At 71.4% G+C, this 23,391-nt stretch carries 15 protein-coding genes; 10 read left to right on the top strand and 5 right to left on the bottom strand.

Annotated elements, in window-relative coordinates:
* A partial coding sequence (locus tag ACE3Q2_RS12005; RefSeq protein WP_374474250.1) for an indolepyruvate ferredoxin oxidoreductase family protein occupies positions 1 to 2,078 on the bottom strand: 2,078 nt, incomplete at its 3' end.
* Positions 2,079 to 2,234: 156 nt separating this feature from the next.
* Between ACE3Q2_RS12005 and ACE3Q2_RS12000 the strand changes: the two genes are divergently transcribed.
* The 3 genes from ACE3Q2_RS12000 to ACE3Q2_RS11990 are packed head-to-tail and all read left to right on the top strand — an operon-like array spanning position 2,235 to position 5,985.
* Positions 2,235 to 4,604, top strand: a complete 2,370-nt coding sequence (locus tag ACE3Q2_RS12000) for a tetratricopeptide repeat protein (RefSeq protein WP_374474248.1) — start codon at positions 2,235 to 2,237, stop codon at positions 4,602 to 4,604.
* Positions 4,601 to 5,326, top strand: a complete 726-nt coding sequence (locus ACE3Q2_RS11995) for a sensor histidine kinase (protein WP_374474247.1) — start codon at positions 4,601 to 4,603, stop codon at positions 5,324 to 5,326. The genes ACE3Q2_RS12000 and ACE3Q2_RS11995 overlap by 4 nt, the downstream gene beginning before the upstream one ends.
* Positions 5,323 to 5,985, top strand: a complete 663-nt coding sequence (locus ACE3Q2_RS11990; protein ID WP_374474246.1) for a response regulator — start codon at positions 5,323 to 5,325, stop codon at positions 5,983 to 5,985. Before ACE3Q2_RS11995 ends, ACE3Q2_RS11990 begins: the two co-directional genes overlap by 4 nt.
* Positions 5,986 to 6,006: 21 nt before the next feature.
* On the opposite strand, the gene ACE3Q2_RS11985 is transcribed toward ACE3Q2_RS11990, so the two are convergent.
* Positions 6,007 to 6,492 (bottom strand): hypothetical protein, encoded by a 486-nt coding sequence (locus tag ACE3Q2_RS11985; protein WP_374474244.1) that lies wholly within the window; start codon positions 6,490 to 6,492, stop codon positions 6,007 to 6,009.
* 154 nt (positions 6,493 to 6,646) lie between these two features.
* On the opposite strand from ACE3Q2_RS11985, the gene ACE3Q2_RS11980 reads away from it, so the two are divergent.
* Positions 6,647 to 7,141: a hypothetical protein gene (locus ACE3Q2_RS11980; protein ID WP_374474243.1), complete on the top strand. Its 495-nt coding sequence runs from the start codon at positions 6,647 to 6,649 to the stop codon at positions 7,139 to 7,141.
* A gap of 36 nt (positions 7,142 to 7,177) precedes the next feature.
* Here ACE3Q2_RS11980 and ACE3Q2_RS11975 read toward each other — a convergent pair whose 3' ends face one another.
* Positions 7,178 to 7,600 carry a hypothetical protein gene (locus ACE3Q2_RS11975; protein ID WP_374474242.1) on the bottom strand — a complete coding sequence of 141 codons (423 nt, stop codon included), beginning with the start codon at positions 7,598 to 7,600 and terminating at the stop codon, positions 7,178 to 7,180.
* 215 nt (positions 7,601 to 7,815) lie between these two features.
* Between ACE3Q2_RS11975 and ACE3Q2_RS11970 the strand changes: the two genes are divergently transcribed.
* Complete coding sequence (locus tag ACE3Q2_RS11970; protein ID WP_374474241.1) at positions 7,816 to 10,734, top strand: EAL domain-containing protein; 2,919 nt, start codon at positions 7,816 to 7,818, stop codon at positions 10,732 to 10,734.
* Here the strand turns inward: ACE3Q2_RS11970 and ACE3Q2_RS11965 are convergent.
* Positions 10,731 to 12,344 carry a POTRA domain-containing protein gene (locus ACE3Q2_RS11965; RefSeq protein WP_374474239.1) on the bottom strand — a complete coding sequence of 538 codons (1,614 nt, stop codon included), beginning with the start codon at positions 12,342 to 12,344 and terminating at the stop codon, positions 10,731 to 10,733. The genes ACE3Q2_RS11970 and ACE3Q2_RS11965 overlap by 4 nt on opposite strands.
* Before the next feature lie 133 nt (positions 12,345 to 12,477).
* Between ACE3Q2_RS11965 and ACE3Q2_RS11960 the strand changes: the two genes are divergently transcribed.
* From ACE3Q2_RS11960 to ACE3Q2_RS11945, 4 genes are all read left to right on the top strand, one after another.
* Positions 12,478 to 13,674, top strand: coding sequence for an EAL domain-containing protein (locus ACE3Q2_RS11960; RefSeq protein WP_374474238.1), 1,197 nt, complete (start codon positions 12,478 to 12,480; stop codon positions 13,672 to 13,674).
* 8 nt (positions 13,675 to 13,682) lie between these two features.
* Entirely contained in the window at positions 13,683 to 16,541 is a 2,859-nt protein-coding gene (locus ACE3Q2_RS11955) for an ATP-binding protein (RefSeq protein ID WP_374474237.1), read from the top strand.
* A 103-nt stretch (positions 16,542 to 16,644) separates the two neighbouring features.
* Entirely contained in the window at positions 16,645 to 18,513 is a 1,869-nt protein-coding gene (locus tag ACE3Q2_RS11950; protein ID WP_374474236.1) for a hypothetical protein, read from the top strand.
* 155 nt (positions 18,514 to 18,668) lie between these two features.
* Positions 18,669 to 20,528 (top strand): hypothetical protein, encoded by a 1,860-nt coding sequence (locus ACE3Q2_RS11945; RefSeq protein ID WP_374474234.1) that lies wholly within the window; start codon positions 18,669 to 18,671, stop codon positions 20,526 to 20,528.
* 88 nt (positions 20,529 to 20,616) lie between these two features.
* Here the strand turns inward: ACE3Q2_RS11945 and ggt are convergent, their stop codons facing one another.
* A complete protein-coding gene (ggt, locus tag ACE3Q2_RS11940; protein ID WP_374474232.1) occupies positions 20,617 to 22,314 on the bottom strand; it encodes a gamma-glutamyltransferase in 1,698 nt (565 codons plus the stop codon).
* Between the two features lie 112 nt (positions 22,315 to 22,426).
* Between ggt and ACE3Q2_RS11935 the strand changes: the two genes are divergently transcribed.
* A complete protein-coding gene (locus tag ACE3Q2_RS11935) occupies positions 22,427 to 23,341 on the top strand; it encodes an AEC family transporter (protein ID WP_374474231.1) in 915 nt (304 codons plus the stop codon).
* Positions 23,342 to 23,391: the final 50 nt, after the last annotated feature.

Here is a 23,391-nt window from a genome sequence, read left to right as displayed (position 1 = left end):
ATGGTGACGAAGCTGGGGCAGAAGCCCTTCACGCAGCTGAAGTCCTTGTTGCAGTTGCTCTGGTCGATCTCGCGCTTGCGGCCGAACTCGGTTTCCTTCGGCAGCACCGACACGCAGTTCGACTTCACGCCGCAGTCGCCGCAGCCTTCGCAGACCAGCGAATTGATGGCGGTGCGCTTGGCCGGATCCGGCATCTTGCCGCGCTTGCGGCGGCGGCGCTTCTCGGCCGCGCAGGTCTGGTCGTAGATGATGACGGTGGTGCCCGGCACTTCGCGCAGGCGCTTCTGCTGGGCATCGAGCTCGGCGCGGTCATAGAACTCCACGCCGCTCGGGAAGATCGACTTGTCGCTCCACTTCTCGATGTCGTCGCTGAGCACGACGATGGTCTTCACGCCCTCGCTGCGCACCTGGTGGGCGATGTCGGGCACGGTGAGCGTACCGTCCACCGGCTGGCCACCGGTCATGGCCACGGCGTCGTTGTAGAGGATCTTGTAGGTGATGTTCACCTTCGCGGCGATCGACTGGCGGATGGCCAGCGAGCCGGAGTGGAAGTAGGTGCCGTCGCCCAGGTTCTGGAAGACGTGTTTTTCCTCGGTGAACGGCGCCTGGCCGCTCCAGGTGACGCCTTCGCCGCCCATGTGGGTGAAGGTGTCGGTCTTGCGGTCCATCCAGGTCACCATGTAGTGGCAACCGATGCCGCCCAGCGCGCGGCTGCCTTCCGGCACCACGGTGGAGGTGTTGTGCGGGCAGCCCGAGCAGTAGTGCGGCACGCGCGGGAAGTTGGCGCGCGGCGCGGCCAGCTCCTTCTCCTTGGCGGCGATCCACTTCAGGCGGTTGTCCATCGCCTCGGACTGGAAGAAGCGCTGCACGCGCGCGGCGATCACGCGGGCGATGCGGGCCGGGGTGAGCTCGTTGGTGCTCGGCAGCACCCAGTTCTCCTGCTCGTCGTACTTGCCGACGATGCTCGGGCGCTGGCCGTGCTCCCAGTTGTACATGTATTCCTTCATCTGCCGCTCGACGAAGCTGCGCTTCTCCTCGACGACGATGATGTCCTCCAGGCCGCGCGCGAACTCGCGGATGCCCAGCGGCTCCAGCGGCCAGGTCATGCCCACCTTGTAGACGCGGATGCCGATGTCCTCGGCCACCTTGCGGTCGATGCCCAGGTATTCCAGCGCCTGCAGCACGTCCAGGTAGCTCTTGCCGGTGGTCACGATGCCCAGGCGGGCGCGCGGCGAATCCACCACCACCTTGTCGATGTGGTTGGCGCGCGCGAAGGCCTGCGCGGCCTTCACCGCGTACTGGTGCAGGCGCATTTCCTGGTCCAGCGGCGGGTCCGGCCAGCGGATGTTGAGGCCGCCCGGGGGCAGTTCGAAGTCGGTGGGCAGCACGATGTCGAGCTGGTGCGGGTTCACGTTCACCGAGGCCGAGGACTCGACGGTTTCGGCGATGGTCTTGAAGCCGATCCAGCGGCCCGTGTAGCGGCTCATGGCCCAGCCCAGCAGGCCCATGTCCAGGATGTCCTGCACGCCGGCCGGGTTGAGCACCGGCATCATGGCGCTTTCGAACTCGCCCTCGGAGCCGTGCGGCAGGGTGGACGAGCGGCAGGCGTGGTCGTCGGCGGCCAGGGCCAGCACGCCGCCCAGCGCCGAGGTGCCGGCGGCGTTGCCGTGCTTGAACACGTCGCCGCAGCGGTCCACGCCCGGGCCCTTGCCGTACCACATGGAAAACACGCCGTCGTACTTCGCGCCCGGGAACAGGTTGGTCTGCTGCGAGCCCCAGACCATCGTGGCGCCCAGGTCCTCGTTCAGGCCCGGGGTGAACTCGATGCTGCTGGCCTTGAGGTGCTTGCGCGCCTTCCACAGCTCCAGGTCGAAGCCGCCCAGCGGCGAGCCGCGGTAGCCCGAGATGAAGCCGGCGGTGTTGATGCCGGCGGCGCGGTCGCGCATCTGCTGCATCAGCGGCAGGCGCACCAGGGCCTGGACGCCGGAGAGGTAGATCCGGCCCTCTTCGCGGGTGTACTTGGACTCGAGGTCGTACTCGCGGTCGAGCGCGACGGGCAGGGTCGGGATGGCAGACATGGCGGCGGCGTTCCGGAAGCTGAGCAAAGACTCGGAATTATAGCAGCCGGGGGCGTCGCGGCCGGGTCAGGGCGGGTTCGCCCGGCCCCGCGGCAGCGCCGCTTTCACGATTTCTCCTACAATCGACCATGCACCTGGGGGGAGCCGGGGGAGGCCATGGGCGAGGGGGAAATACTGCGGGAAGGCGCCGTTTTCGGCCCCTTCCGGCGTCTGTCACTGCTGGGCGAGGGCAGCCACGGCACCGTCTGGCTGGCCGACCAGGCCCTTCCCCGGCGCCGGGTCGCCCTGAAGATCCTCAACGGCAGCCTGGCCGGCGCCGAGCTGGCCGCGCGCTTCCGCCATGAGGCCGAACTCCTGGCCATGCTCGAACACCCCGGCATCGCCCGCCTGTACGAATCGGGCGCCGTCGACGGCCCCTCCGGGCCGGTGCCCTGGCTGGCGATGGAATACGTCGACGGCCGGCCCCTCGACGCCTGGGCCGCGGCCAACCCGCCGCTGCGCGAACGGGTTCGCCTGCTTGAATCGCTGTGCCGGGCGGTGCACTTCGCCCACACGCGCGGCGTGATCCATCGCGACCTCAAGCCCTCCAACATCCTGGTGGACGCCCAGGACCAGCCGCGCATCATCGACTTCGGCATCGCCACCGCGCTCGAGCGCGGCGACCTCACGCGCGTCACCACCGCCGGTTCGGTGCTCGGCACCCTGCCTTACATGAGCCCGGAACAACTCGACGGCGGCTCGCGCACCGACCCGCGCTGGGACGTGTACGCGCTGGGCGTGATCACCTACGAACTGCTCGGCGGCGCGCTGCCGTACCCCGGCCTGGCCGAGGCCACGTCGGTGGTGGCGGCGCTGAAGCTCGTCGAGGCGCGTGCACCGGTGCCGCTGGGCCGCATCGCGCCGGCGGCGCGCGGCGAGTTGGAGACCGTGGTGATGAAGGCCATCGCCCACGACCCCGGCGATCGTTATGGTTCGGCCGCCGAACTGGCCGACGAACTGCGCCGCTGGTCCGAGGGGCGCCCGGTGGAAGCCGCGCCGGCCGGCATCGGCCGCATCGTGCGCCTGTTCGTGCGCCGCCACCGCGCCCTGTCCTGGGCCGTCGCGGGCACGGCCGTGGTGCTCGTGGCCGCCACCGTGGTGTCCACCCGCATGGCGCTCGCGGAAGCCGAGGCGCGCCGCATCGCCGAGCTGCACCTGGCCGAGCGCGACGCGGTGAACGACTTCCTGTCCGACATGCTGCACTCCTCCGACCCGGAACAGGGGGCGGGCACCGACCTGAGCCTGCGCGAGTGGCTGGTGATCACGCGCCAGGGCTTCGCCAGCCAGTCCGCCCGCCTGCCGGCGGAGGCGCGCATGGCGCTGGCGGCCACGCTGGGCACGTCCCTGCTGCACCTGGGCGAACCGGCCCAGGCCGCCGAGCTGCTCGAGGCCGCCGACGCGCTTTCCACCCGCCTGCGCGGCGAGGAGGCCTTCGACACCCAGGCCATCCGCATCAATGCCGCGGCGGCCATCGACCCGGAAGCGCATCCGGGCGAAGGCGAAAGGCGGTTGCGCACGATCCTCCAGGCGGCCGAGGCGCGCGGCGACGACCGCCTGGTCGTGCGCGCAGGCATCGCCCTGACCACGATGCTGGAAGCCCAGGGCCGCATCGACGAAGCCCACGCGCTCTCGGCGCGCACCGACGAGCGGGCGGCGCGTGCGCTGGGCCCGGACGACCCGGACGCGCTGACCGCGCGCCACAACCACGCCGGCCTGCTCAAGTACCGGGGCGACTACGCCGCCGCCGAACCCCTGGCGCGCGACGTGCACGCGCGCCGGCGCGCCGCGCTCGGCGACCACCACCCGCTCACCCTGTACTCGTACAACCAGCTGGGCGGCATCCTCGACCGCCTGGGCCAGGTGGAGCAGGCCGAGGCCATCTACCGCGAAACCTACGAGGCACGCCGCGAGGCGCTGGGGCCGCGCCACCCGGGCACGCTGGTCACGCTCAACAACCTCACCGCGCTGCTGGTCCAGCGCGGCGCGCTGGAAGAGGCCAGCCCGCTGGTGGACGCACTGGCGCAGGCCACCACCGAGCGCTTCGGCCCCGAGGCGCCGCGCACGCTGATGGCGCTCAACCAGCGCGCCTACGTGCTCGAGGACCTGGGGCGGCTGGAGGAAGCCGAGGCGCAGCTGCGCGCCATCGTGGCCGTGCAGGCGGCGCAGGGCGGCGACGTGCACCCCGAACGCCTGGCGCCGCGCAGCAACCTGGCGATGCTGCTGTCCAAGCGGGAGAACCACGCCGAGGCGATGGCCACCATGCGCGCCGTGCTGGACGACGCCACCCGCGCGCTTGGCGCCGAACATCCCTACGTCGGCATCTTCCGCAGCAACTACGGCGAGATCCTCACCCGCGCGGGCCGCCCGGCCGAGGCGCGCCGGGAGCTGCACGAGGCGCAGGCGATCCTCGAGTCGCACCTGGGCGCCGACCATGCCCGCACGCGCAAGAACCGCGAGCGCCTGCGCGCCGCCGGGGAGGCGGCATGAAGCGTTGGTGGCCCTGGCGGACCGCGCGGCGGCCGCGGGCGGCCGAAGAGGCCCGCGAGCACGTGGCCGCGCTGCAGCGCCAGCTCGACCTCGCGCAGGCGCTGCAGGCCGAGCGCCGCCGCATCTACGACGACCTGCACGACGACGTCGGCAGCCGCCTGCTGACGCTGCTGCACCGGGTGCACGAGCCGGAGCAGCAACAGCTGGTGCGCGAAGTGCTGCAGGACCTGCGCGCCATCCTGGCCCGCGAGCGCGGCGTCGAAGGCACCCTGCTGGAGGTCCTGGCGCAGCTGCGCGAAGAAGCCGAACAGCGGCTCGACACGCGCGAGATCGCGCTCGACTGGCGCCAGGCCGCCGACCTGCCCGATCCGGTGCTCGACCCGGCCCAGGCCATGCACCTGTTCCGCATCGGCCGCGAGGCCATCACCAACGCGCTGCGGCATGCCGCGCCGCACCGGCTGCGGGTGGTGGTGGAGCGCGTCGGCGCGGACCTGGTGTTCGAAGTGACCGACGACGGCGTCTTCGACGCCGCCCGCATCGGCCGCGGCCGCGGCACGCGCAGCATGCAGGCGCGCGCCGGCGAACTGCAGGGCAACATCCATTGGCAGGCCGGCACCCTGGGCGGCACCAAGGTCTGCCTGCGTTTCCCGCTGCCGCCGGCCCTGGCTCCCGCAGCCGCGGGATGGCAGCCGGCGGCCGCGCCGGGGAGCATGGCGCCATGAACGCGCCGCCCCGCCATGCCCTGGTGCTGGAAGACCTGCCCGACGTGGCCGGCTGGCTGGCGCGGCTGCTGGAGCAGCGCTTTCCCGGCGTGCAGGTCGTGCACGCCGGCACGCTGGCCCAGGCGCGCCGGTGCCTGGACGCGGGCCCGCCGCCCGACCTGGCGCTGGTCGACCTGGGGCTGCCCGACGGCAGCGGCGTGGACCTGATCCGCGAGCTCGCGCAGCGCCACCCCGGCTGCACGCTGGTGGTGACCACCCTGTTCGGCGACGACGCGCATGTCTTCCCGGCCCTGCGCGCCGGGGCGCACGGCTACCTGCTCAAGGACCAGCCCGCCGACCGCCTGGGCGCGGCGCTCGAAGGCATCCTGCGGGGCGAACCGCCGCTGTCGCCGGCCATCGCCCAGCGCTTGCTGCGCGTCTTCAACGCGGCGCCGGAGCCCATGCCCGCGCCCGGCTGCGAACAGCTCACCGCGCGCGAGCGCGAGGTGCTGGTGCTGGTCAGCAAGGGCTGCCGGCTGCCGGAGCTGGCGGACCGGCTGCAGATCAGCCGGCACACCGTGTCCGACCACCTCAAGAACATCTACCGCAAGCTCAACATCAACAGCCGCGCCGAAGCCGCGCTCGAGGCGGTTCGCCTGGGGCTCGTGGCGGGCAGCTGAGCGCGGCGGCGCGGCGCGGGCTCAGCAGCCCGGCCACCCGTCGCGTTCGCCCTGGGCCACCAGGGCGTCGATCATCTTGAGCAGGAAGCGCTCGTTGAGATCCACCACGCGCGCCGGCGCCTCTTCCGCGTCGATGCGGGCGAAGAGCTTGCGCGCGGCCCGGAATTCCTTGCAGACCTTGACCCGCCCGCGCGCCTCGCCGTTGAGCGCGGCGATGCCGTCGCACAGGCGGCGGAAGCCCTGCGAGGCATGGTTCGGGACCTGCGTTTTGTACATGCCGTACCTGAACATCTCGCCGCCGATGCCTTCGCAGGCCTGGCCCAGCGCTTCCTGCGTGCTCACGCCCGGCGCACGGTCGCGGAAGGCGTGGACGAAACGCTCCGCCCGCGCGCTCCACAGGTCCGCGCCGCCTTCGGTGAAGGCGCTCGCCGCCGCCGCGCCCGCCCAGGCCAGGCAGATGCCCGCCACCAGCGCCGCCACCGTCCTGCCGATGCCTTGTCTTTCCATACCGTTCCCCTGGAAGTCGCCGGGCAAGGAAGTGCCGGCCCTTGCACAGGCTAGGGAGCGCGGCGGCGGCGTCCCATCCCGCAGTTGCGGGATGGTGGGCCCGGAAGGGCGGCGCCGAGAATCGGGCCACCTCCAAGCCCTCGGGTAAACCACCATGAAAGCGCTCCGCCTCGCCTCCACGCTCGCCGCCGCCCTCGTCGCGGTTTCCGTCGCCGCGCCGTCGGCCCGGGCCGAATCGGGCAACGCCATCCTCGAAATCAAGCTCAAGGCCACCGGCCTGCCCTTCGAAATCGACCAGGACGGCGACTTCAAGGTGCTCGTCAACTGGGAGCAGGACAAGCGCTCCCAGCTCGTGTACGTGTCGCCGGAGGTGGACGAATTCAGCGGCATGCCGCACTACACGGCGTTCGCCCCGGCCGCGCTGCTCAACGGCGACGTCACGCTCGATTCCGCGCGCATGCGCTCGCTGCTGGAGAAGAACGCCAACTACAAGGTCGGCGGCTGGATGGTGGCCGGCAATGCCCTGTACTTCGGCGCCAAGCTGTCCACCGACGTGAGCCCCGAGCAGCTGCGCAAGCTGCTGGCCGCCCTCGCGGAAGAGGCCGACAACCTCGAGATGGAGCTGACCCCCGGCAAGGACGCGCTCTGACCGACCCCGCCGCCGCCCGTGACGGGCGGCGGCGGTTCACCCGCCGAAGCGGCCCAGCCAGGCGGCGACGCCGGTGGCGAGCATGACCAGCAGCGAGAGCCGGAACGCCCGCATGGTCGCCGGCTGCACCCTCGCCTCCTCCCGCTCTTCCGGGGTCCGCGCCCGGGCCCGCTTGCGCCGTACCAGCGCGAAATAGACCAGCTGCGACAGCACCAGCAGGCCCAGCGGCACCAGCGCCCAGGCAGTGGCGAGCACCAGGCCCACGCCGCTGAGCAGGGTCAGCACCGACCCGACGAAGAGAAAACGCGTGACCAGCGGGTCTTCAGGCGTGCCCGACAGGGCGCCCAGCACCCGGTCGATGAGCGCGGCTTCGCGCGCCTTGTGGAAGGCCAGGCCGCTGCCGACGATCCACGCGGCGCCGAAGCCTCGAAGCAACCATTCCAGGGCGACTGCGCTCATGGCCGGGATTCTGGCACCCGCGCCGCCGCGAAGCGCTCCCGCATCCGCGGGGGTGGGCCGCGCGCCGGCGCGTGAAACCGGTCACAGAGCCGACAACCCCCGGGGGTATGCCTTCGGGAACTGCGACGGCATTCGCAGCGGTTGGCGCGGCGCCGGGGCCCAATGGGATTGCCGGAATTTCCCGGTGGCGAAGGGCGAACACTGGAGGCCATGGCATGTGCACGCTCGCGGAGGCACCGATCGTGACGCCGTCCACGCCGTCGCTTGCCACGCGGACGGGCATGGCCATCCTGCTGGCCGACACCCTGGCCGGCGCGGCCGGGGCCTTGGTGGCGGCGCTGGGCGAGGCGGGCCTGCCCGGTTGCCGCGTGGCCTGGGAGGGCCCCGACGGGGCGCTGCACGCCCACCCGGCGTCCGTGCCCGGCGACCTGCCCTCCCTGCGCGGCGATGCCGCGGCCGCGCCAGGCCATGCCCGCCTGCTTTGCGACGCGCCGGGCGCCGCCGCCTGGCTGCTGCCCGCGCCGGGCGCCAGCCTGCCCGAACCCACGCCGGCCCAGCAGCAACTGCTTGAACTGGGCGCGCGCCGCTTCCGCGACCTGTTCGCCTTCAAGCACCTCTCGGGTTCGGTGCAGGCGCTGGCGCAGGCCGAGAAGCTGCAGCGCGCGCTGTTCGCCATCGCCGACCTGGCCGGCTCCGACCGCGACATGACCACCATGCTGCGCGGCCTGCACGAGATCATCGGCCAGCTGATGTACGCCGAGAACCTGTTCATCGCGCTCTACGAGCCCGGCAACGACAGCCTGCGTTTCCTGTACTTCGCCGACACCGTCGACAAGGAGGAGCCGCAGCCGGGCGAGGAAATGCCGCTTTCGGCGCTCGACCGGGGCCTCACCTGGTACCTGGTGAACGACTGCAAGCCGCTGATGGGCTCGATGGAGGCGATGCGCCGGCAGGTCTCGGGCCCGCTGGTGCTGCACGGCGCCGAGGCCCACGACTGGCTCGGCGTGCCCATGGTGCGCGACGGCCGCGCCGCCGGCGTGCTGGTGGTGCAGAGTTACGTCGAAGGCATCGAATACACCGAATCCGACCGCGCCGTGCTGGCCTTCGTGGCCGAGCACGTGCTCACCGCGGTGGAGCGCAAGCAGGGCCAGGCGCGGCTGGAGCAGCACGTGGCCGAGCGCACCCGCCAGCTGGCCGAGGCCAACGCCGAGCTGCAGCAGCAGATGGCCCGGGGCGAACGCGCCCGCCACCTGCAGGCCACGCTCTACCGCATCGCCGCGCTCACCCACGACGAACAGACCAGCGAGGACTTCTACCGCCACGTGCACGAGGCGGTGGCGGAGCTGCTCAACGCCGAGAACTTCTACATCGCACTGGTGGCCGAGGGCGGCGAGCGCCTGGATTTCCCCTACCACGTGGACGCGGTGAACCCCTCGGTCGGCTCGCGCTCCTTCGGCCGCGGCGTCACCGAATACGTCATCCGCCAGGGCCAGCCGGTGCTGCTGGACCGGGCGGCCATGGACGCGCTGGCCGCCCGCGGCGAAATCGAGTTCGGATCGCCGCAGCAGGGCTACGGCCAGCCTTCGCTGTACTGGCTGGGCGTGCCGCTGCGCGGCGCCGGCGGCGTGATCGGCGCGGTGGCGATGCAGAGCTACCGCAGCGACGTGAGCTACGACGAAGGCGACGCCAGCCTGCTCACCTTCGTATCCAACCAGATCGCCAACAGCCTGCAGCGGCGCGAGCACGCCGAGGCGCTGCGGCGCCTGAACGTCGAACTCGAGCAGCGCGTGCAGGAGCGCACCCGCGAACTGCGCGAGCAGATCGCCGTGCGCGAGCAGGTGGAAGCGCGGCTGCAGCACGAAGTGATGCACGACCCGCTCACCGGCCTGCCCAATCGCCTGTACCTGCGCGACCGGCTCGAACGCGCGCTGGCCAGCCAGCGCCGCAACCCGGGCCAGCAGTTCGCCCTGATGTACCTCGACGTCGACCGCTTCAAGGTCTTCAACGACAGCCTGGGCCACCTGGCCGGCGACGAGGTGCTGCGCGAAGTGGCGCGTCGCCTGCAGGCCTGCGTGCGCGAGCCCGACGTGGTGGCGCGCCTGTCGGGCGACGAGTTCGCCGTGCTGCTCGAGCACAGCCCGCTGCCGCAGACCGCCTGCAAGGTGGCCGCGCGCATCCAGAAGGCGCTGCAGGCGCCCATGCAGGTGGGCGGCCGCGAACTGCAGGCCTCGGCCAGCATCGGCATCGCGCTGGGCAATGCGCACCACGCCAACACCGATGCCGTGCTGCACGACGCCGACGTGGCGCTCTACCGCGCCAAGGCCGCCGGCCGCCAGCGCTTCGTGCTGTTCGACGAATCCCTGCACCGCAACGCCATGGACGTGCTCGACCTGGAGCACCAGCTGCGCGCGGCGCTGGCGAACGGCGAATTCGAGCCGCACTTCCAGCCCATCGTCGGCCTGGCCGACGGCGCCGTGGCGGGCTACGAGGCGCTGGTGCGCTGGCGCCACCCGGCCCGCGGCCTGCTGGGCCCGGGCGAATTCCTGCCGGTGGCCGAGGAATGCGGCCTGCTCGAGGCCATCGACTGGCAGCTCTACCGCGCCGACTTCCGCGACGCGGCGCCGCTGCTGGGCAAGGACGGCTACCTGACCATCAACGTCTCGCCGCGCCACTTCCTGGACGAAACCTTCGACCAGCGCCTGCTGGCGCTGGCCGCGGGCGCCGGCTTCAACCCGCGCCAGCTGCGCGTGGAAGTCACCGAGGGCACCCTGCTCGGCGAACCCGAGGCCGTGGCGCGCACGCTTGGCCGCCTGCGCGAGGCCGGCGTGGACGCCGCGCTCGACGACTTCGGCACCGGCTATTCCTCGCTCAGCCACATCCACCGCTTCCCGCTGCGCATGATCAAGATCGACCGCAGCTTCGTGGCACCGCTGGGCGGCGAAGTGGCCGACCGCAGCACTGCGATCGTCAGCGCCATCCTGGCGCTGGCGAACTCGCTGGCGCTGGAGGTGGTGGCCGAGGGCGTGGAGAACGAGGCCCAGCGCCAGGCGCTGCTGGCCATGGGCTGCACCCAGGCGCAGGGCTACCTCTTCGGCCGGCCGCAGCCGGCGGCGCACTGGGCGGGGCGCGGCTAGAGCTCGGTGCGGGCCTCGATCACCAGGGCCACCTTGTCCAGCCGCGGGTCGCCGTCCAGCGGCACCGCCAGGTCGACGTGGATCATGCGGGCGAAAGCCGAGCGCGTGTTGCCCAGGCGCAGGCCGACGCCCACGTCGGCCATCAGGCCGGGATTCTCGCCGCCCAGCGCATCCCGGCCCCAGGTGCGGCCCACGTCGACAAAGGCGGCGCCGCCGACCCGGAACAGCCGGCCGGGGTACCAGTCGGTGAAATAGCGCCGCTCCAGGCTCAGCCGCGCCCAGCTTTCGCCGGTGGCCCAGCGGTCGGGGTAGCCGCGCAAGCCTATGTCGCTGCCCAGGGTCGGGCGGCCGTCGAGGTCGAGGTTGTGGCCGTGTTCGCCCTCGATGACGGCGAAGAACAGCTGGCGGTCGTCGATCTGCCGGTAGTAGCGGGCGCGGGCGCCGACCACGGCGTCGCGGGCCCGGCCGCCCTCCAGCCGGCCCGAGCTGTGGGCATCCACGCGCAGCAGGTCGGTGGCGCCCAGCGGGTAGCCGCGGCTGGCCTCGAGCTCCCACCAGGCGGCGTCGCGGTCGGCGCCCAGGCTGGTGTCGGACCAGCCGACCCGCGCCGACCAGCGCAGGCCCAGCCGGATGTCCTCGGTGACGCCGATCTGGTCGCGGTTGCGCGCCACCACCCACTCGTCCTGCTGCCACTCGACGCCGGCCCAGGGCCCCACGAGGTGACGATCGGCAGGCACCGGCCCGGCCAGGGCCGGGTCGGTGGACGGCAGGAAGCGGCGCTGCTGCTCGCGCAGGCCGAACAGCCAGCGCCGCACGCGGTTGCCGTCGGAGCCCGCGGACGCGCCCCACCAGGCCTCGACGTCGCGGTTGCGCTGCCGGTACTCGGCTACTTTGTCGCCGTAGGCGTAGAAGGGTTCGACGCTGGTCTGCCGGTCCAGCGACAGGCGCCAGGCCCGGCGCGTGCCCTGGGCGTAGAAGGGCTGGCCGACCGCGGCGGCCCAGCCGCTGCCGTCGTTGCTGTCGCGCAGCTGCGCCTCCAGCCCGATCCAGCGGCCGAACTGGTGCTCGTTGCGCCAGCTGAGCCGGGTTTCGTCACGGTCGCGCTTGCTGCGTTGGGACAGCGACACCCGGGTGCCGGTGCCCAGCAGGTTGCCTTCCTCGATCTCGAAGCCGTACTCGCTGTTGCCGCCGCCCACGTTGCCCTGCACGCCGGGGTTGAGCGTCCACGCGTCCCAGGTTTCCACCACCACGTCCACCCGGCCGTCCCCGCGCGGCACCGCGCGCACTTCCGCTTCGCGCAGGTAGCCCTGGGCGCGCAGCAGGCGGGCGGTTTCCTCCAGCAGCGCGGGGTCGTAGGCCTGGCCGGGTTCGAACAGCAGCAGGCGCTCGATCACCGGCTCGCGGGTGCGCCGGTGCAGGCGGTTGGCGAAGCGGTACGCCCGCTTGTTCTCGCCCTCGACCCGGGTGTCGAAGACGTCGTGGCGGATGAGGGTGATCTCGCCGATCCGCTCCGGCGCCGGCGCGGTGGCCTGCGCCGCGGGGCAGCAGGCCAGCGCCGCCGCGAGGGCGGCGGGCAGGAGGTGGCGCAGCGGCGGTCGGGTCGGGACCACGGCCCATCCTGTCAGAAGATTTCTCGGTTGCGCCATCCCCGGCGTGAAACTGCGACCGGCCACCCGGTTGGCCGCTTTCCACCTGAACGGCGCAAAGGTACAGTCGGCGGACGGAGAGGGGGGTGACGGGGTTATGAGCCTGGCGGGCTTGCGGGTCATGCTGGTCGAAGACCATGGGTTCCAGCGCCGGCTGGGGCTGCGCCTGTTGTCCGACCTCGGCCTGAGCGGGCTGCACGAAGCCGCCGACGGCTTCCAGGCGCTCGACCTGCTGCGCGGCCTGCCCGAACCGCCCGACGTGGTGCTGGTCGACCTGGACATGCCCGGCATGGACGGCGTCGAGTTCATCGGCATCGTCGCCCAGGAACGGCTGGCGCATTCCATCGCCGTGGTCAGCGCCATGGAACCGGCCCTGCTGCACACCGTGCAGGTGATGGCCAAGGCCTCGGGCCTGCGCGTGCTGGGCTGCATCGAGAAGCCGCTCACGCCCGGCAAGCTCACCACCGTGCTGTCGCTGTACGAAAGCGACGCCAGCCACGCCGTGGCCGCCGCCGACGTGGAGGTTTCGCTCGAGCAGGCGCGCGAGGCGCTCTCCCGCGGCGAAATCCAGGCCTTCTTCCAGCCGCAGGCCGAATTCGGCAACGGCAAGGTCATCGGCGTCGAGGCGCTGGCGCGCTGGCGCCTGCCCGACGGGCACATGGTGCCGCCGGCGGTGTTCGTTCCCATCATGGAGGCCGGCGGCCTGATCGACGAACTCACCAGCCTGATGCTGGTGCAGTCCTGCGCCTGGTCCAAGCGCTGGCAGGCGCGCGGGCTCGACCTGAAGGTGTCGGTGAACGTCTCGGCCCAGAACCTCACCGGCCCGGAAGTGGCCGACCGCTACGAGGCCGTGCTGCGCGAGCACGGCGTCAGCCCCGATCGCATCGTGCTCGAGATCACCGAAAGCTCGGTGATGAGCGACACCGCGCGCGGCCTGGGCATGCTGGCGCGCCTGCGCCTGAAGGGCTTCGGCCTGAGCGTCGACGACTTCGGCACCGGTTACTCCTCGCTGTCGCAGCTTTCCCAGATCCCCTTCACCGAACTCAAGATCGACCGCGGCTTCGTCTCGGGCGCGCCGACCCAGCCGCGCAAGCGCGCCATGATCGAGACCAGCCTGGACCTGGCCCGCAAGCTGGGCCTGGCGGTGGTCGCCGAAGGCGTCGAGACCATCGACGAGTGGCAGCTGCTGGCCCAGCTGGGCTGCAACTACGCCCAGGGCTACCTGATTTCGGCGCCGGTTCCGGGCGAACAGCTGCCCGACGCCATCCAGCGCTGGCGGCAGACCCACCACTAGGGCGCCGCATGGCCGCCCCGCGCCGTCCGCGCTTCGGCATCCGCCTGCAGCTGCTGGGCCTGTTCGGCCTGCTGCTGCTCACCGGCGCCACGGTGCTGGTGCTCGACGAGGTCGAACGCCAGTACAACCAGCGCGCCCTGCTCGAGCTCAAGGACGAATCGCTGGCTGGCCTGCGCCGCATCAAGGCGGTGTCCGACGCCTACGGCCTGGACGTGGTGGACACCACCTTCCGCGTCCGCAACTACCTGATCAGCTGGGAAGAGGGCGCGCAGGTGCTGGCCAACGCCCGCCTGCGCATCCGCGAGCACTGGGACGAACTCGAGCGGCTGCCGCTGAGCGGGCAGCAGGAAGAGCTGTTCGCCCAGGTGCGGCACGCCCGCGTGCGCGCCGACACCGCGGCCGAAACCCTGGCGAAGATCCTGGAGCAGCAGGACATCGTGGCGCTGGGGCGTTTCGCCGACACCGAGCTCTACCCGGCCATCGACCCGGTCACCACGCGCATGAAGCACCTGGGCGACCTGGAGATGATCGAGGCCGAGCAGAAGGTGCGCGCGCAGGCGCAGCGCGCCAGCCGGGCCTCGCTGCTGCGCATCCTGGCCAGCCTGGTCACGCTGGTGGTGGTGGCGGTGGTCGGGCAGAAGCTGCTGCGCAACATCTACAAGGGCGTCGAGGGCCTGACCGCGCTGACCCAGCAGATGCGCCGGCACGACTACCAGGGCGTGCCGCGCTTCGTGCCCTCGGGCGAGCTGGGCGAGGTGATGGACGCCTTTCTGGGCATGCGCGACGACGTGCGCAAGTTCGAGGCCGAACTCAACGAGCAGCTGGCCCGCACCGAGCAGGTGCGCGCGGCGCTGCAGGAAAGCGAGGTGTTCCAGCGTTCGCTGTTCGCCGCCGCGCGCGTGGCCATCATCTCGCTCGACCTCGAGGCCCGCTTCACCACCTTCAACCCCTACGCCGAGCGGCTCACCGGCTACCGCGCCGAGGAAATCATCGGCCAGCGCAGCACCAACCGCCTGCTGCTGCCGGAAGAGGTGTCGAAGGTGGCGGCGCAGCTGTCGCAGGCGCTGGACCGGCCGGTGGCGCCCGACGCCAGCCTGATCCCGGTGCTGGTGGAGCAGGGTTCGCCGCCGCTGGAATGGACCTTCGTGCGCAAGGACGGCAGCCGCGTGCCGGTGCTGCTGGCCACCTCGGCCATGCGCGACGGCAGCGGCAAGGTGGTGGGTTACCTGGCGGTGGCCACCGACCTCACCCTGATCAAGCAGCTCGAGCAGCGCCTGCGCGCCAGCGAGGCGCGCGCGCTGGAGGCCAGCGAGGCCAAGAGCAGCTTCGTGGCGGCCATGAGCCACGAGATCCGCACGCCCATGATCGGCGTCACCGGCATGCTCGAGGTGCTCTCGCACAGCCGGCTCGACGAGGACCAGCGCCGCACCATCCAGGTGATCCAGCAGTCGGCGCGTTCGCTGCTGCAGATCATCGGCGACATCCTCGACTTCTCGAAGGTCGAGGCCGGGCGGCTCGAGCTCACGCCCACCACGGTTTCGCTGCCGCGGCTGCTGCAGTCCACGGTGGCCAACTTCAGCGGCTCGGCCTCCAGCAAGGGCCTGGTGCTGCTGTGCGAGGTGGACGACCGCATCGGCCCGGCGCACGTGGCCGACGGCCTGCGCCTGCGCCAGGTGCTGTCGAACTTCCTGTCGAACGCCATCAAGTTCACCGAGAAGGGCGTGGTCGAGGCGGCGCTGGAATGGCAGGGCCGCGAGGGCGAAGGCGACCGCGTCTGCTTCCGCGTCACCGACACCGGCATCGGCGTCACGCCCGAGCAGCAGGCGCGGCTGTTCCAGGCCTTCGCCCAAGCCGAGGGCAGCACCACGCGGCGCTTCGGCGGCACCGGCCTGGGCCTGGTCATCTCGCGGCGCCTGGCCGAGCTGATGGGCGGCGAGGTGACCATGGAAAGCACGCCCGGCGCCGGCACCACGCTGCGGCTGTGCCTGGTGCTGCCGCGCGGCGAGGTGGCGAACCTGGAGCCGGAGATCGCGCCCGACCCGAGCCAGGGTTTCCTGGCGCGGCCGCTGCCCTCGGTCGAGGACGCGCTGGCCGAGCGCAGCCTGGTGCTGATCGTCGACGACCATCCCACCAACCGCCTGGTGGTGGCGCGCCAGCTGGCCCTGGCCGGTTACGCCAGCGAAAGCGCCGAGGACGGCCGCAAGGGCCTGGAGGCCTGGCGCAGCGGGCGCTACGCCCTGGTGCTCTCCGACGTGCACATGCCGGTGATGGACGGCTACGAATTCGCCCGCGCCCTGCGCGAGGAGGAGGCCCGCGACGGCAAGCCGCACACGCCGGTGGTGGCGCTCACCGCCGCCGCGCTCAAGGGCGAGGCCGAGCGCTGCCTGGCCGCCGGCATGGACGCCTACCTGGCCAAGCCGGTGTCCATTCCCGAGCTGGTGGCCACCCTGCAGCGCTGGCTGCCGCACACCGTGCCGCTGCTGGCCGACATGAAGGCGCCGCTGCCGCTGCCGCAGCTGCACGGGGAACCCCTGCCGGTGGACCCGGCGGTGCTGGGCCCGCTCACCGGCGGCGACCCGGCCGAGGCCGGGGCGGTGCTGGAGGATTTCCTGGCCACCACGGCCGAAGACCTGGCCGGCCTGGTGGCCGCCCGCGCCGCCGGCGACCTGGCCGCGGCGGCCCGGCAGGCCCACAAGATCAAGGGTGCCTCGCGCCTGGTGGGCGCCCTGCCGCTGGGCGAGGCGGCGGCCGCGGCCGAAGCCGCCGCCAAGGCGGGCGACTGGTCCGCCGTGCTGCCCTGCGTGGCCGACGTGGAAACCGCGGTGGAGCGGCTGAAACGCCATTTGCGGGACAAACCGGCCATCTGACCGAACGGTCGGTGGGTACCCATTGCATGGGCTAGGGACAGCGGGATAATCCTCGCGTTATCGGAAATCAGCAGCTCGAACCCTCATGTCCCGGGAGTTGATCGTGAACAAGCCGTCCATCCTTTTCCTTGCCCTGTCCGCCGCCTTCGCCGTGGCGCCGGCCCACGCCAACGACGCCGCGCACGACGAACTCGCCGCCAAGCGCCTCGCCGCCGAGCAGGAGGCCGCCGGCCTCGAACCCGCCCGTGCCGGCATCCGCACCAAGGACGTCGAGATCGCCTCCAACACCACGGCGGGCGCGCCGACCTGGAACCGCCCGCTCTCGGGCTTCGGTGGACTGTCCGCCACCGGCACCGCCGTGCCCTACGTCGCGCACCCCTTCATCGTGTCCGCCAACGACAACTGCAGCGTGGCGCTCGACACCCTGGGCGCGCACGACACCTTCCTGTTCATCTACGAAAACGCCTTCGATCCGATGGCCCCGCTGGTCAACGGCATCGCGAGTGACGATGACGGCGGCGCCGGGTTCAACTCCCTGATCGGCGCGGTGGCCCTGAACGCCGGCACCACCTACTACGCGGTCTCCACCGGCTTCTCGAACAGCGACGAGGGCCCGTACGACCTCACCATCAACTGCCCGGTCGCGAACGTGACCTATGCGGGCGGCGTGATGCTGACCAACCCGGCCAGCAACAACCCCATCCGCGTCGCCGAAGAGCTGGTCATCCCGCCGGCGCGCACCCTCACCAATGCCGGCAACCTCGACATCACCACCGAGGTCGATTACTCCTTCTCGCCGGGCGAAGTGCGCTACGCGCGCCTGCACTGCCCGGGCGTCGGCTTCGCCCCGGGCACGACCGTGACCTACAGCGGTGATCCGTCGAACCTGATCGGCGCGGTCAACACCTCGGCCGACGGTTCGATCTATTTCTCCATCACCGCCGGCGCCACCCCGGTGGTCGAGGGCGACCTGCTGATCGTCGACGGCGACCGCACCCTCAACGCCAAGGCTCCCGTGGACTGCACCTACGGCCTGTACGACTTCCCGTCGCAGGCCCAGGCGGGCGGCGCCACCGGCCGCGTGGCCACCACCGCCGGCGCCTACATCCGCTTCGCCCCCAGCTACGCGCTGGCGGTGGACAACCAGGGCAACCCGGTCGCGGACGTCGAGTCCACGGACCCGGCCTACAGCGAGTTCGTGTTCGGCGCGCCCACCTTCGACATCCTGCGTGGCCAGGTCGGCGGCTTCAGCTATGGCACCACCGCGGGCGTGCTCGGCGGCGACCAGCCCATCACCCTCGACGGCCAGGCCATCGAGCTGGTGGACCTGATGGACGCCGACACCGCGCTGGTGTTCACCGGCGACTTCGAGGCGGCGTCCGACGTGTACTTCAGCCCGGCCGCGGACTGCTCGGCGAACATCCAGTCGGCCGACAGCTTCGACGAGACGGAAGCCGTGTTCACCATCGGCAGCGCCGCCACCTTCAACCACTTCCTGTGCTACGCCGCGGGCGGCGACCCGATCCGCGCCAGCGAGTTCACCGTGGCGCTGGCCCCGGTGTCGGCCGACCCGGCCACCTACGCCGTCGGTGGCCGCGGCCCGCTGGCCCTGGGCGAGATCACCCGCAACGGCGCCGAGCTGCAGGCCCCGCTGGCGCAGGTGCCCGAGAACTACCTCTCGCGCATGGTGCTCACCAACACCGGCTCGCAGGATCGTGTGTACGAAGTGCGCGTGTTCGGCGAAACCGGCAACGTCATCTCCACCGCCAACCTCACCGGCACCGTGCCGGCGGGCGGCACCCAGGTGGTCGACCTGACGACCGTGCTGACCGGCTTCACCGCCGCGCCGCGCGCCACGCTCAACGTGACCATCGCCGGCCCGAACGGCCAGATCCAGGGCCTGTACCAGATCGTGAACCCGGATTCGGGCACGATCAGCAACCATGTGATGGTGCGGCCGGGGATGAACTGATATCCGGCGAAAGGCTTCGCGGCTGAAGCCGCTCCTACGGGAAGCAGACTGGGAGGGCCCGCGGAAGCGGGCCCTTCCTTTTTTGGCCGTTGGCAGGCCGGGGGTGCGTTCCGAGGGTTACTGGCCCCGCGCCTTGTCCGAGAGAGAGAACCCCCGTGAAAAAGCATTCCATCCTGGTGGCGGCGATCGCCCTGGCCCTGCCGGCCTTCGCCCACGCACAGCAGGTCGATGACGTCGGCGGGCAGGCCCCGGCCGCCGCGCCGGCCGCCAAGCCCAAGCCGGCCCCGGCCGGCGCCTTCGAAAAGGCGCTGGTCAATGCCGGCGTGGTCTTCGACGGCAACGACCCGATCATGTCGCCGCGCTTCTTCCGCCCGGGCGTCCCCGGCGACCCCTGTTCCGAATTCTCGTCCGGCGACTTCCAGTACCGGACCTACCCGTTCCTGACCGACGGCAGCGGCAGCCTGGGCATCGAGGTCAACACCAACAGCTGCGGTGTCAATGTCTATTTCACGGTGCATGAAGCGCCCTTCAACCCGGGCAACATCTGCGACAACTTCGTCTGGTCGCAGGGTTCGTCCACCAACACGTTCTCGAACAGCTTCGCGGTGACGCCCAACACGCCCATGGTGCTGGTGGCCAGCGGCGTGCCGAACGCGCCGAACGTGGTCTGCGGCCCGATCACCTTCGAGCTCGATGGCGTCGCCAAGGGCAGCCTGGCCACCGGCGGCACCAACAACCCGGTGCTGGTGGCCGAAGAGCTGGTGATCCCGCCCTCGCGCACGATCTCCAATTCCTCCAACACGCTCGACATCAGCACGCCGCTGGCCTACTCGTTCTCCCCGGGCGAAGTGCGCTACGCGCGCCTGCACTGCCCGGGGGCGCAATTCGCGCCGGGCACGGCGGTCACCTTCACCGGCGACGCCTCGAACCTGATCGGCTCGGTGAACGGCGTCGGTTCGGACGCGATCTACTTCTCCATCACCGCCGGCGCCACCCCGGCCGTCGCCGACGACATGCTGGTGGTGAACGGCGACCGCACCCTCACGGGCAAGGCGCCGGTGGACTGCACCTACGGCCTGTACGACTTCCCGTCGCAGGCGCAGGCGGGCGGCAGCACCGGCCGCGTCGCCACCACCTCGGGTGCCTATCTCCGCTTCGCGCCCAGCTACGCGCTGCGCGTCACCGGCGAAGGCAACCCGGTCGCCAACGTCGAGTCCGCGGACCCGGCCTACAGCGAGTTCGTGTTCGGCGCGCCCACCTTCGACATCCTGCGTGGCCAGGTCGGCGGCTTCAGCTATGGCACCACCGCGGGCGTGCTCGGCGGCGACCAGCCCATCACCCTCGACGGCCAGGCCATCGAGCTGGTGGACCTGATGGACGCCGACACCGCGCTGGTGTTCACCGGCGACTTCGAGGCGGCGTCCGACGTGTACTTCAGCCCGGCCGCGGACTGCTCGGCGAACATCCAGTCGGCCGACAGCTTCGACGAGACGGAAGCCGTGTTCACCATCGGCAGCGCCGCCACCTTCAACCACTTCCTGTGCTACGCCGCGGGCGGCGACCCGATCCGCGCCAGCGAGTTCACCGTGGCGCTGGCCCCGGTGTCGGCCGACCCGGCCACCTACGCCGTCGGTGGCCGCGGCCCGCTGGCCCTGGGCGAGATCACCCGCAACGGCGCCGAGCTGCAGGCCCCGCTGGCGCAGGTGCCCGAGAACTACCTCTCGCGCATGGTGCTCACCAACACCGGCTCGCAGGATCGTGTGTACGAAGTGCGCGTGTTCGGCGAAACCGGCAACGTCATCTCCACCGCCAACCTCACCGGCACCGTGCCGGCGGGCGGCACCCAGGTGGTCGACCTGACGACCGTGCTGACCGGCTTCACCGCCGCGCCGCGCGCCACGCTCAACGTGACCATCGCCGGCCCGAACGGCCAGATCCAGGGCCTGTACCAGATCGTGAACCCGGACTCGGGCACGATCAGCAACCATGTGATGGTGCGGCCGGGGTTGAACTGATATCCGGCGAAAGGCTTCGCGGCTGAAGCCGCTCCTACATCAGGCAGACGGGAAGGGCCCGCGAAGGCGGGCCCTTTCCTTTGGCGGCTCAGTAGCCGGCGGCCTGGCCGTCCTTGCGGCTTTCGCTGGCGCCAATGTACGTGCCGTTGGCGTGGTCGCGGGCGATGGCCTGGTAGCCGCCGTAGGGGCCGTCGGCGAATTCGATGCGGTGTCCCTTGCGCATCAGCGCGCGGATGGTTTCGTAGGGGAAGCCGGTTTCCAGGTTCACCACGCCGCCGTCGGTCATCTCCAGCATGCGGCCGGCCGGGTCGGTGCTGCCGTCGTGCTGGATGCGCGGCGCATCGCCGGCCTCCTGCAGGTTCATGCCGAAGTCCACCAGGTTCATCACGATCTGGGCGTGGCCCTGCGGCTGCATCGCGCCGCCCATCAGGCCGAAGCTCACCCAGGGCTTGCCGCCCCTGGTGAGGAAGGCCGGGATGATGGTGTGGAAGGGCCGCTTGCCCGGCTCGAACGAGTTCGGATGGCCGGGCTTGAGCACGAACTGCTCGCCGCGGTCCTGGAAGATGAAGCCCAGCCCCGGCGGCGCCATGCCGCTGCCCATGCCGCGGTAGTTCGACTGGATCAGCGACACCATCATGCCGTCCTTGTCGGCGGTGGTGAGGTAGATGGTGTCGCCGTCCTGCAGGATGCCGGCGTCCACGGCGCGCGCGGCGCGGTCGGGGTCGATCAGCTTGCGGCGTTCAGCGGCGTAATCCTCGGAAATCAGCTTCGCCACCGGCGCCGGGTGGAAGGCCGGGTCGGCGTAATAACGCGCGCGGTCGGCGAAGGCGAGCTTCTTGGCCTCCACGAACAGGTGCACGTGCTCGGCGCTGCCGAAGGGGATCTTCGAGAAGTCGTAGCCCTCGAGCAGGTTGAGGATCTGCAGCGCGGCGATGCCCTGGCCGTTCGGCGGGATTTCCCACACGTCCACGCCGCGGTAGTTGGTGCTCACCGGCTCCACCCACTCGCCCTGGTGCGCGGCCAGGTCCTCGTAGCGCAGGAAGCCGCCGTTGGCCTTGAAGTAGGCGTCGATCGTGCGGGCGATGTCGCCCTTGTAGAAGGCGTCGCGGCCCTCGCGGCCGATGGTTTCGAGCGTGTTGGCGAGGTTCGGGTTCTTCCAGAGTTCGCCCGTGCGTGGCGCGCGGCCGCCGATGGTGAACTGCTCGGCGAAGCCCGGCCACTTCGACAGCACCGGCACGCTGCGGCCCCAGTAGTAGGCGATGGTGTCGTGCACCGGGTGGCCCTGGCGGGCATAGCGCACGGTGGGCGCGAGCACCTCGGCCATGCTCAGCTTCCCGAAGCGGCCGTGCAGGGCGAACCAGCCGTCCACCGCGCCCGGCACCGTCACCGGCAGCGGGCCGTGGGGCGGAATGTCCTCGTAGCCGTTGTCCTGGAACCACTTGAGCGACAGCGCCCGCGGCGAACGGCCGGAGCCGTTGTAACCGTGCAGCTTCTTCGTCTTCGGGTCCCAGACGATGGCGAACAGGTCGCCGCCGATGCCGTTGCCCGTGGGCTCCATCAGGCCGAGCGCGGCGTTGGCGGCGATGGCCGCGTCCACGGCGCTGCCGCCGCGGCGCATTATGTCCAGCGCGATCTGCGTGGCCAGCGGGTGCGAGGTGGCGGCCATGGCTTCCGTGGCGTACACCTCGGAGCGGGTGGCGAAGGGCAGGCCGGTGATGCGGTCGCCGGCGGCGGCCCCGCCGGCCAGGGTGGCGGCCAGGGCGAGGGCGGTGAATTTCAGACGCATGGCTGGGTTCCCGTGCAGTGGATGGGTGAAGATACCCCGGCCCCGCCTTGCCGCGACGTGAAACCCGCCGCGGTTCCGGCGGGCCGCCCCTTCCCCTGGAGCCCCTGCCGGCATGGCCTTCGACGCCTTCGCGCTGATCTTTTCGATGCTGGCCCTGGGCCTGCTGTTCCAGCGCCTGCGGGTGTTCCCGGACAGCGCCGCCGAGGTGCTCAACAAGGTGGTGCTCTACGTCTGCCTGCCGGCGGCCGTGCTGCGCTACGCGCCGCGGCTGGAGCTGGGGCCCGAGGTACTGGCGGTGGCGGCCGTGCCCTGGGTGCTGGTGGGCGCCACGGTGCTGCTGGTGGGCGGCGTGACGCGCTGGCTGCGGCTGCGCCGCGACGAACACGCCGTGCTGCTGCTGTGCGTGGCCCTGGGCAACACCAGCTTCCTGGGCTACCCGCTGGTGCGCGCGCTGCTGGGCGAGCACGCGCTGCCATACGCGGTCATCTACGACCAGTTCGGCGCCTTCCTGATCCTGTCCACCTTCGGCCTGTACGTGCTGGCGCGCTACGGCGGCGACGCCGAGCCGACGCCGCGCGACATGCTGCGCCGCGTCGCCACCTTCCCGCCCTTCCTGGCCATGGTGTTCGGGCTCACGCTGATGCCGGCCGAGCCACCGTCGTGGATCGCCGGCGGCCTGCAGCGCCTGGCCGACGCGCTGCTGCCGCTGGTGGTGCTGGCGATCGGCCTGGGCCTGAAGCTGAAGCTGCCGCGCGACGAACTGCGTCCGCTGGCCGCGGGACTGGCGCTGAAGCTGGCGGTGATGCCGGCGGTGGCCCTGGGCCTGGCGGCGCTGCTGCGCCTGGACGGCGTGCAGCACGATACCGCGGTGCTCGAATCGGCCATGCCGCCCATGGTCACCGCCGCCGCGCTGGCCATTTCGCACCGGCTGGCGCCGGGTCTGGCCTCGGCGCTGGTCGGCTACGGCATCCTGCTGTCGCTGGCCACGCTGCCCGCCTGGGCCTGGCTTCTTGGACATTTCCTGTAGGAGCAACTGTCTTGTTCAGATCGGTACGGTTCTCCACTCGGAGCCGTCCC

The organism is Arenimonas sp., from assembly GCF_041913985.1.
Taxonomy (GTDB): Bacteria; Pseudomonadota; Gammaproteobacteria; order Xanthomonadales; family Xanthomonadaceae; genus Arenimonas.
Note: the sequence above shows the minus strand (reverse complement) of the source record. Positions and strands in the feature narration are given on the sequence as shown.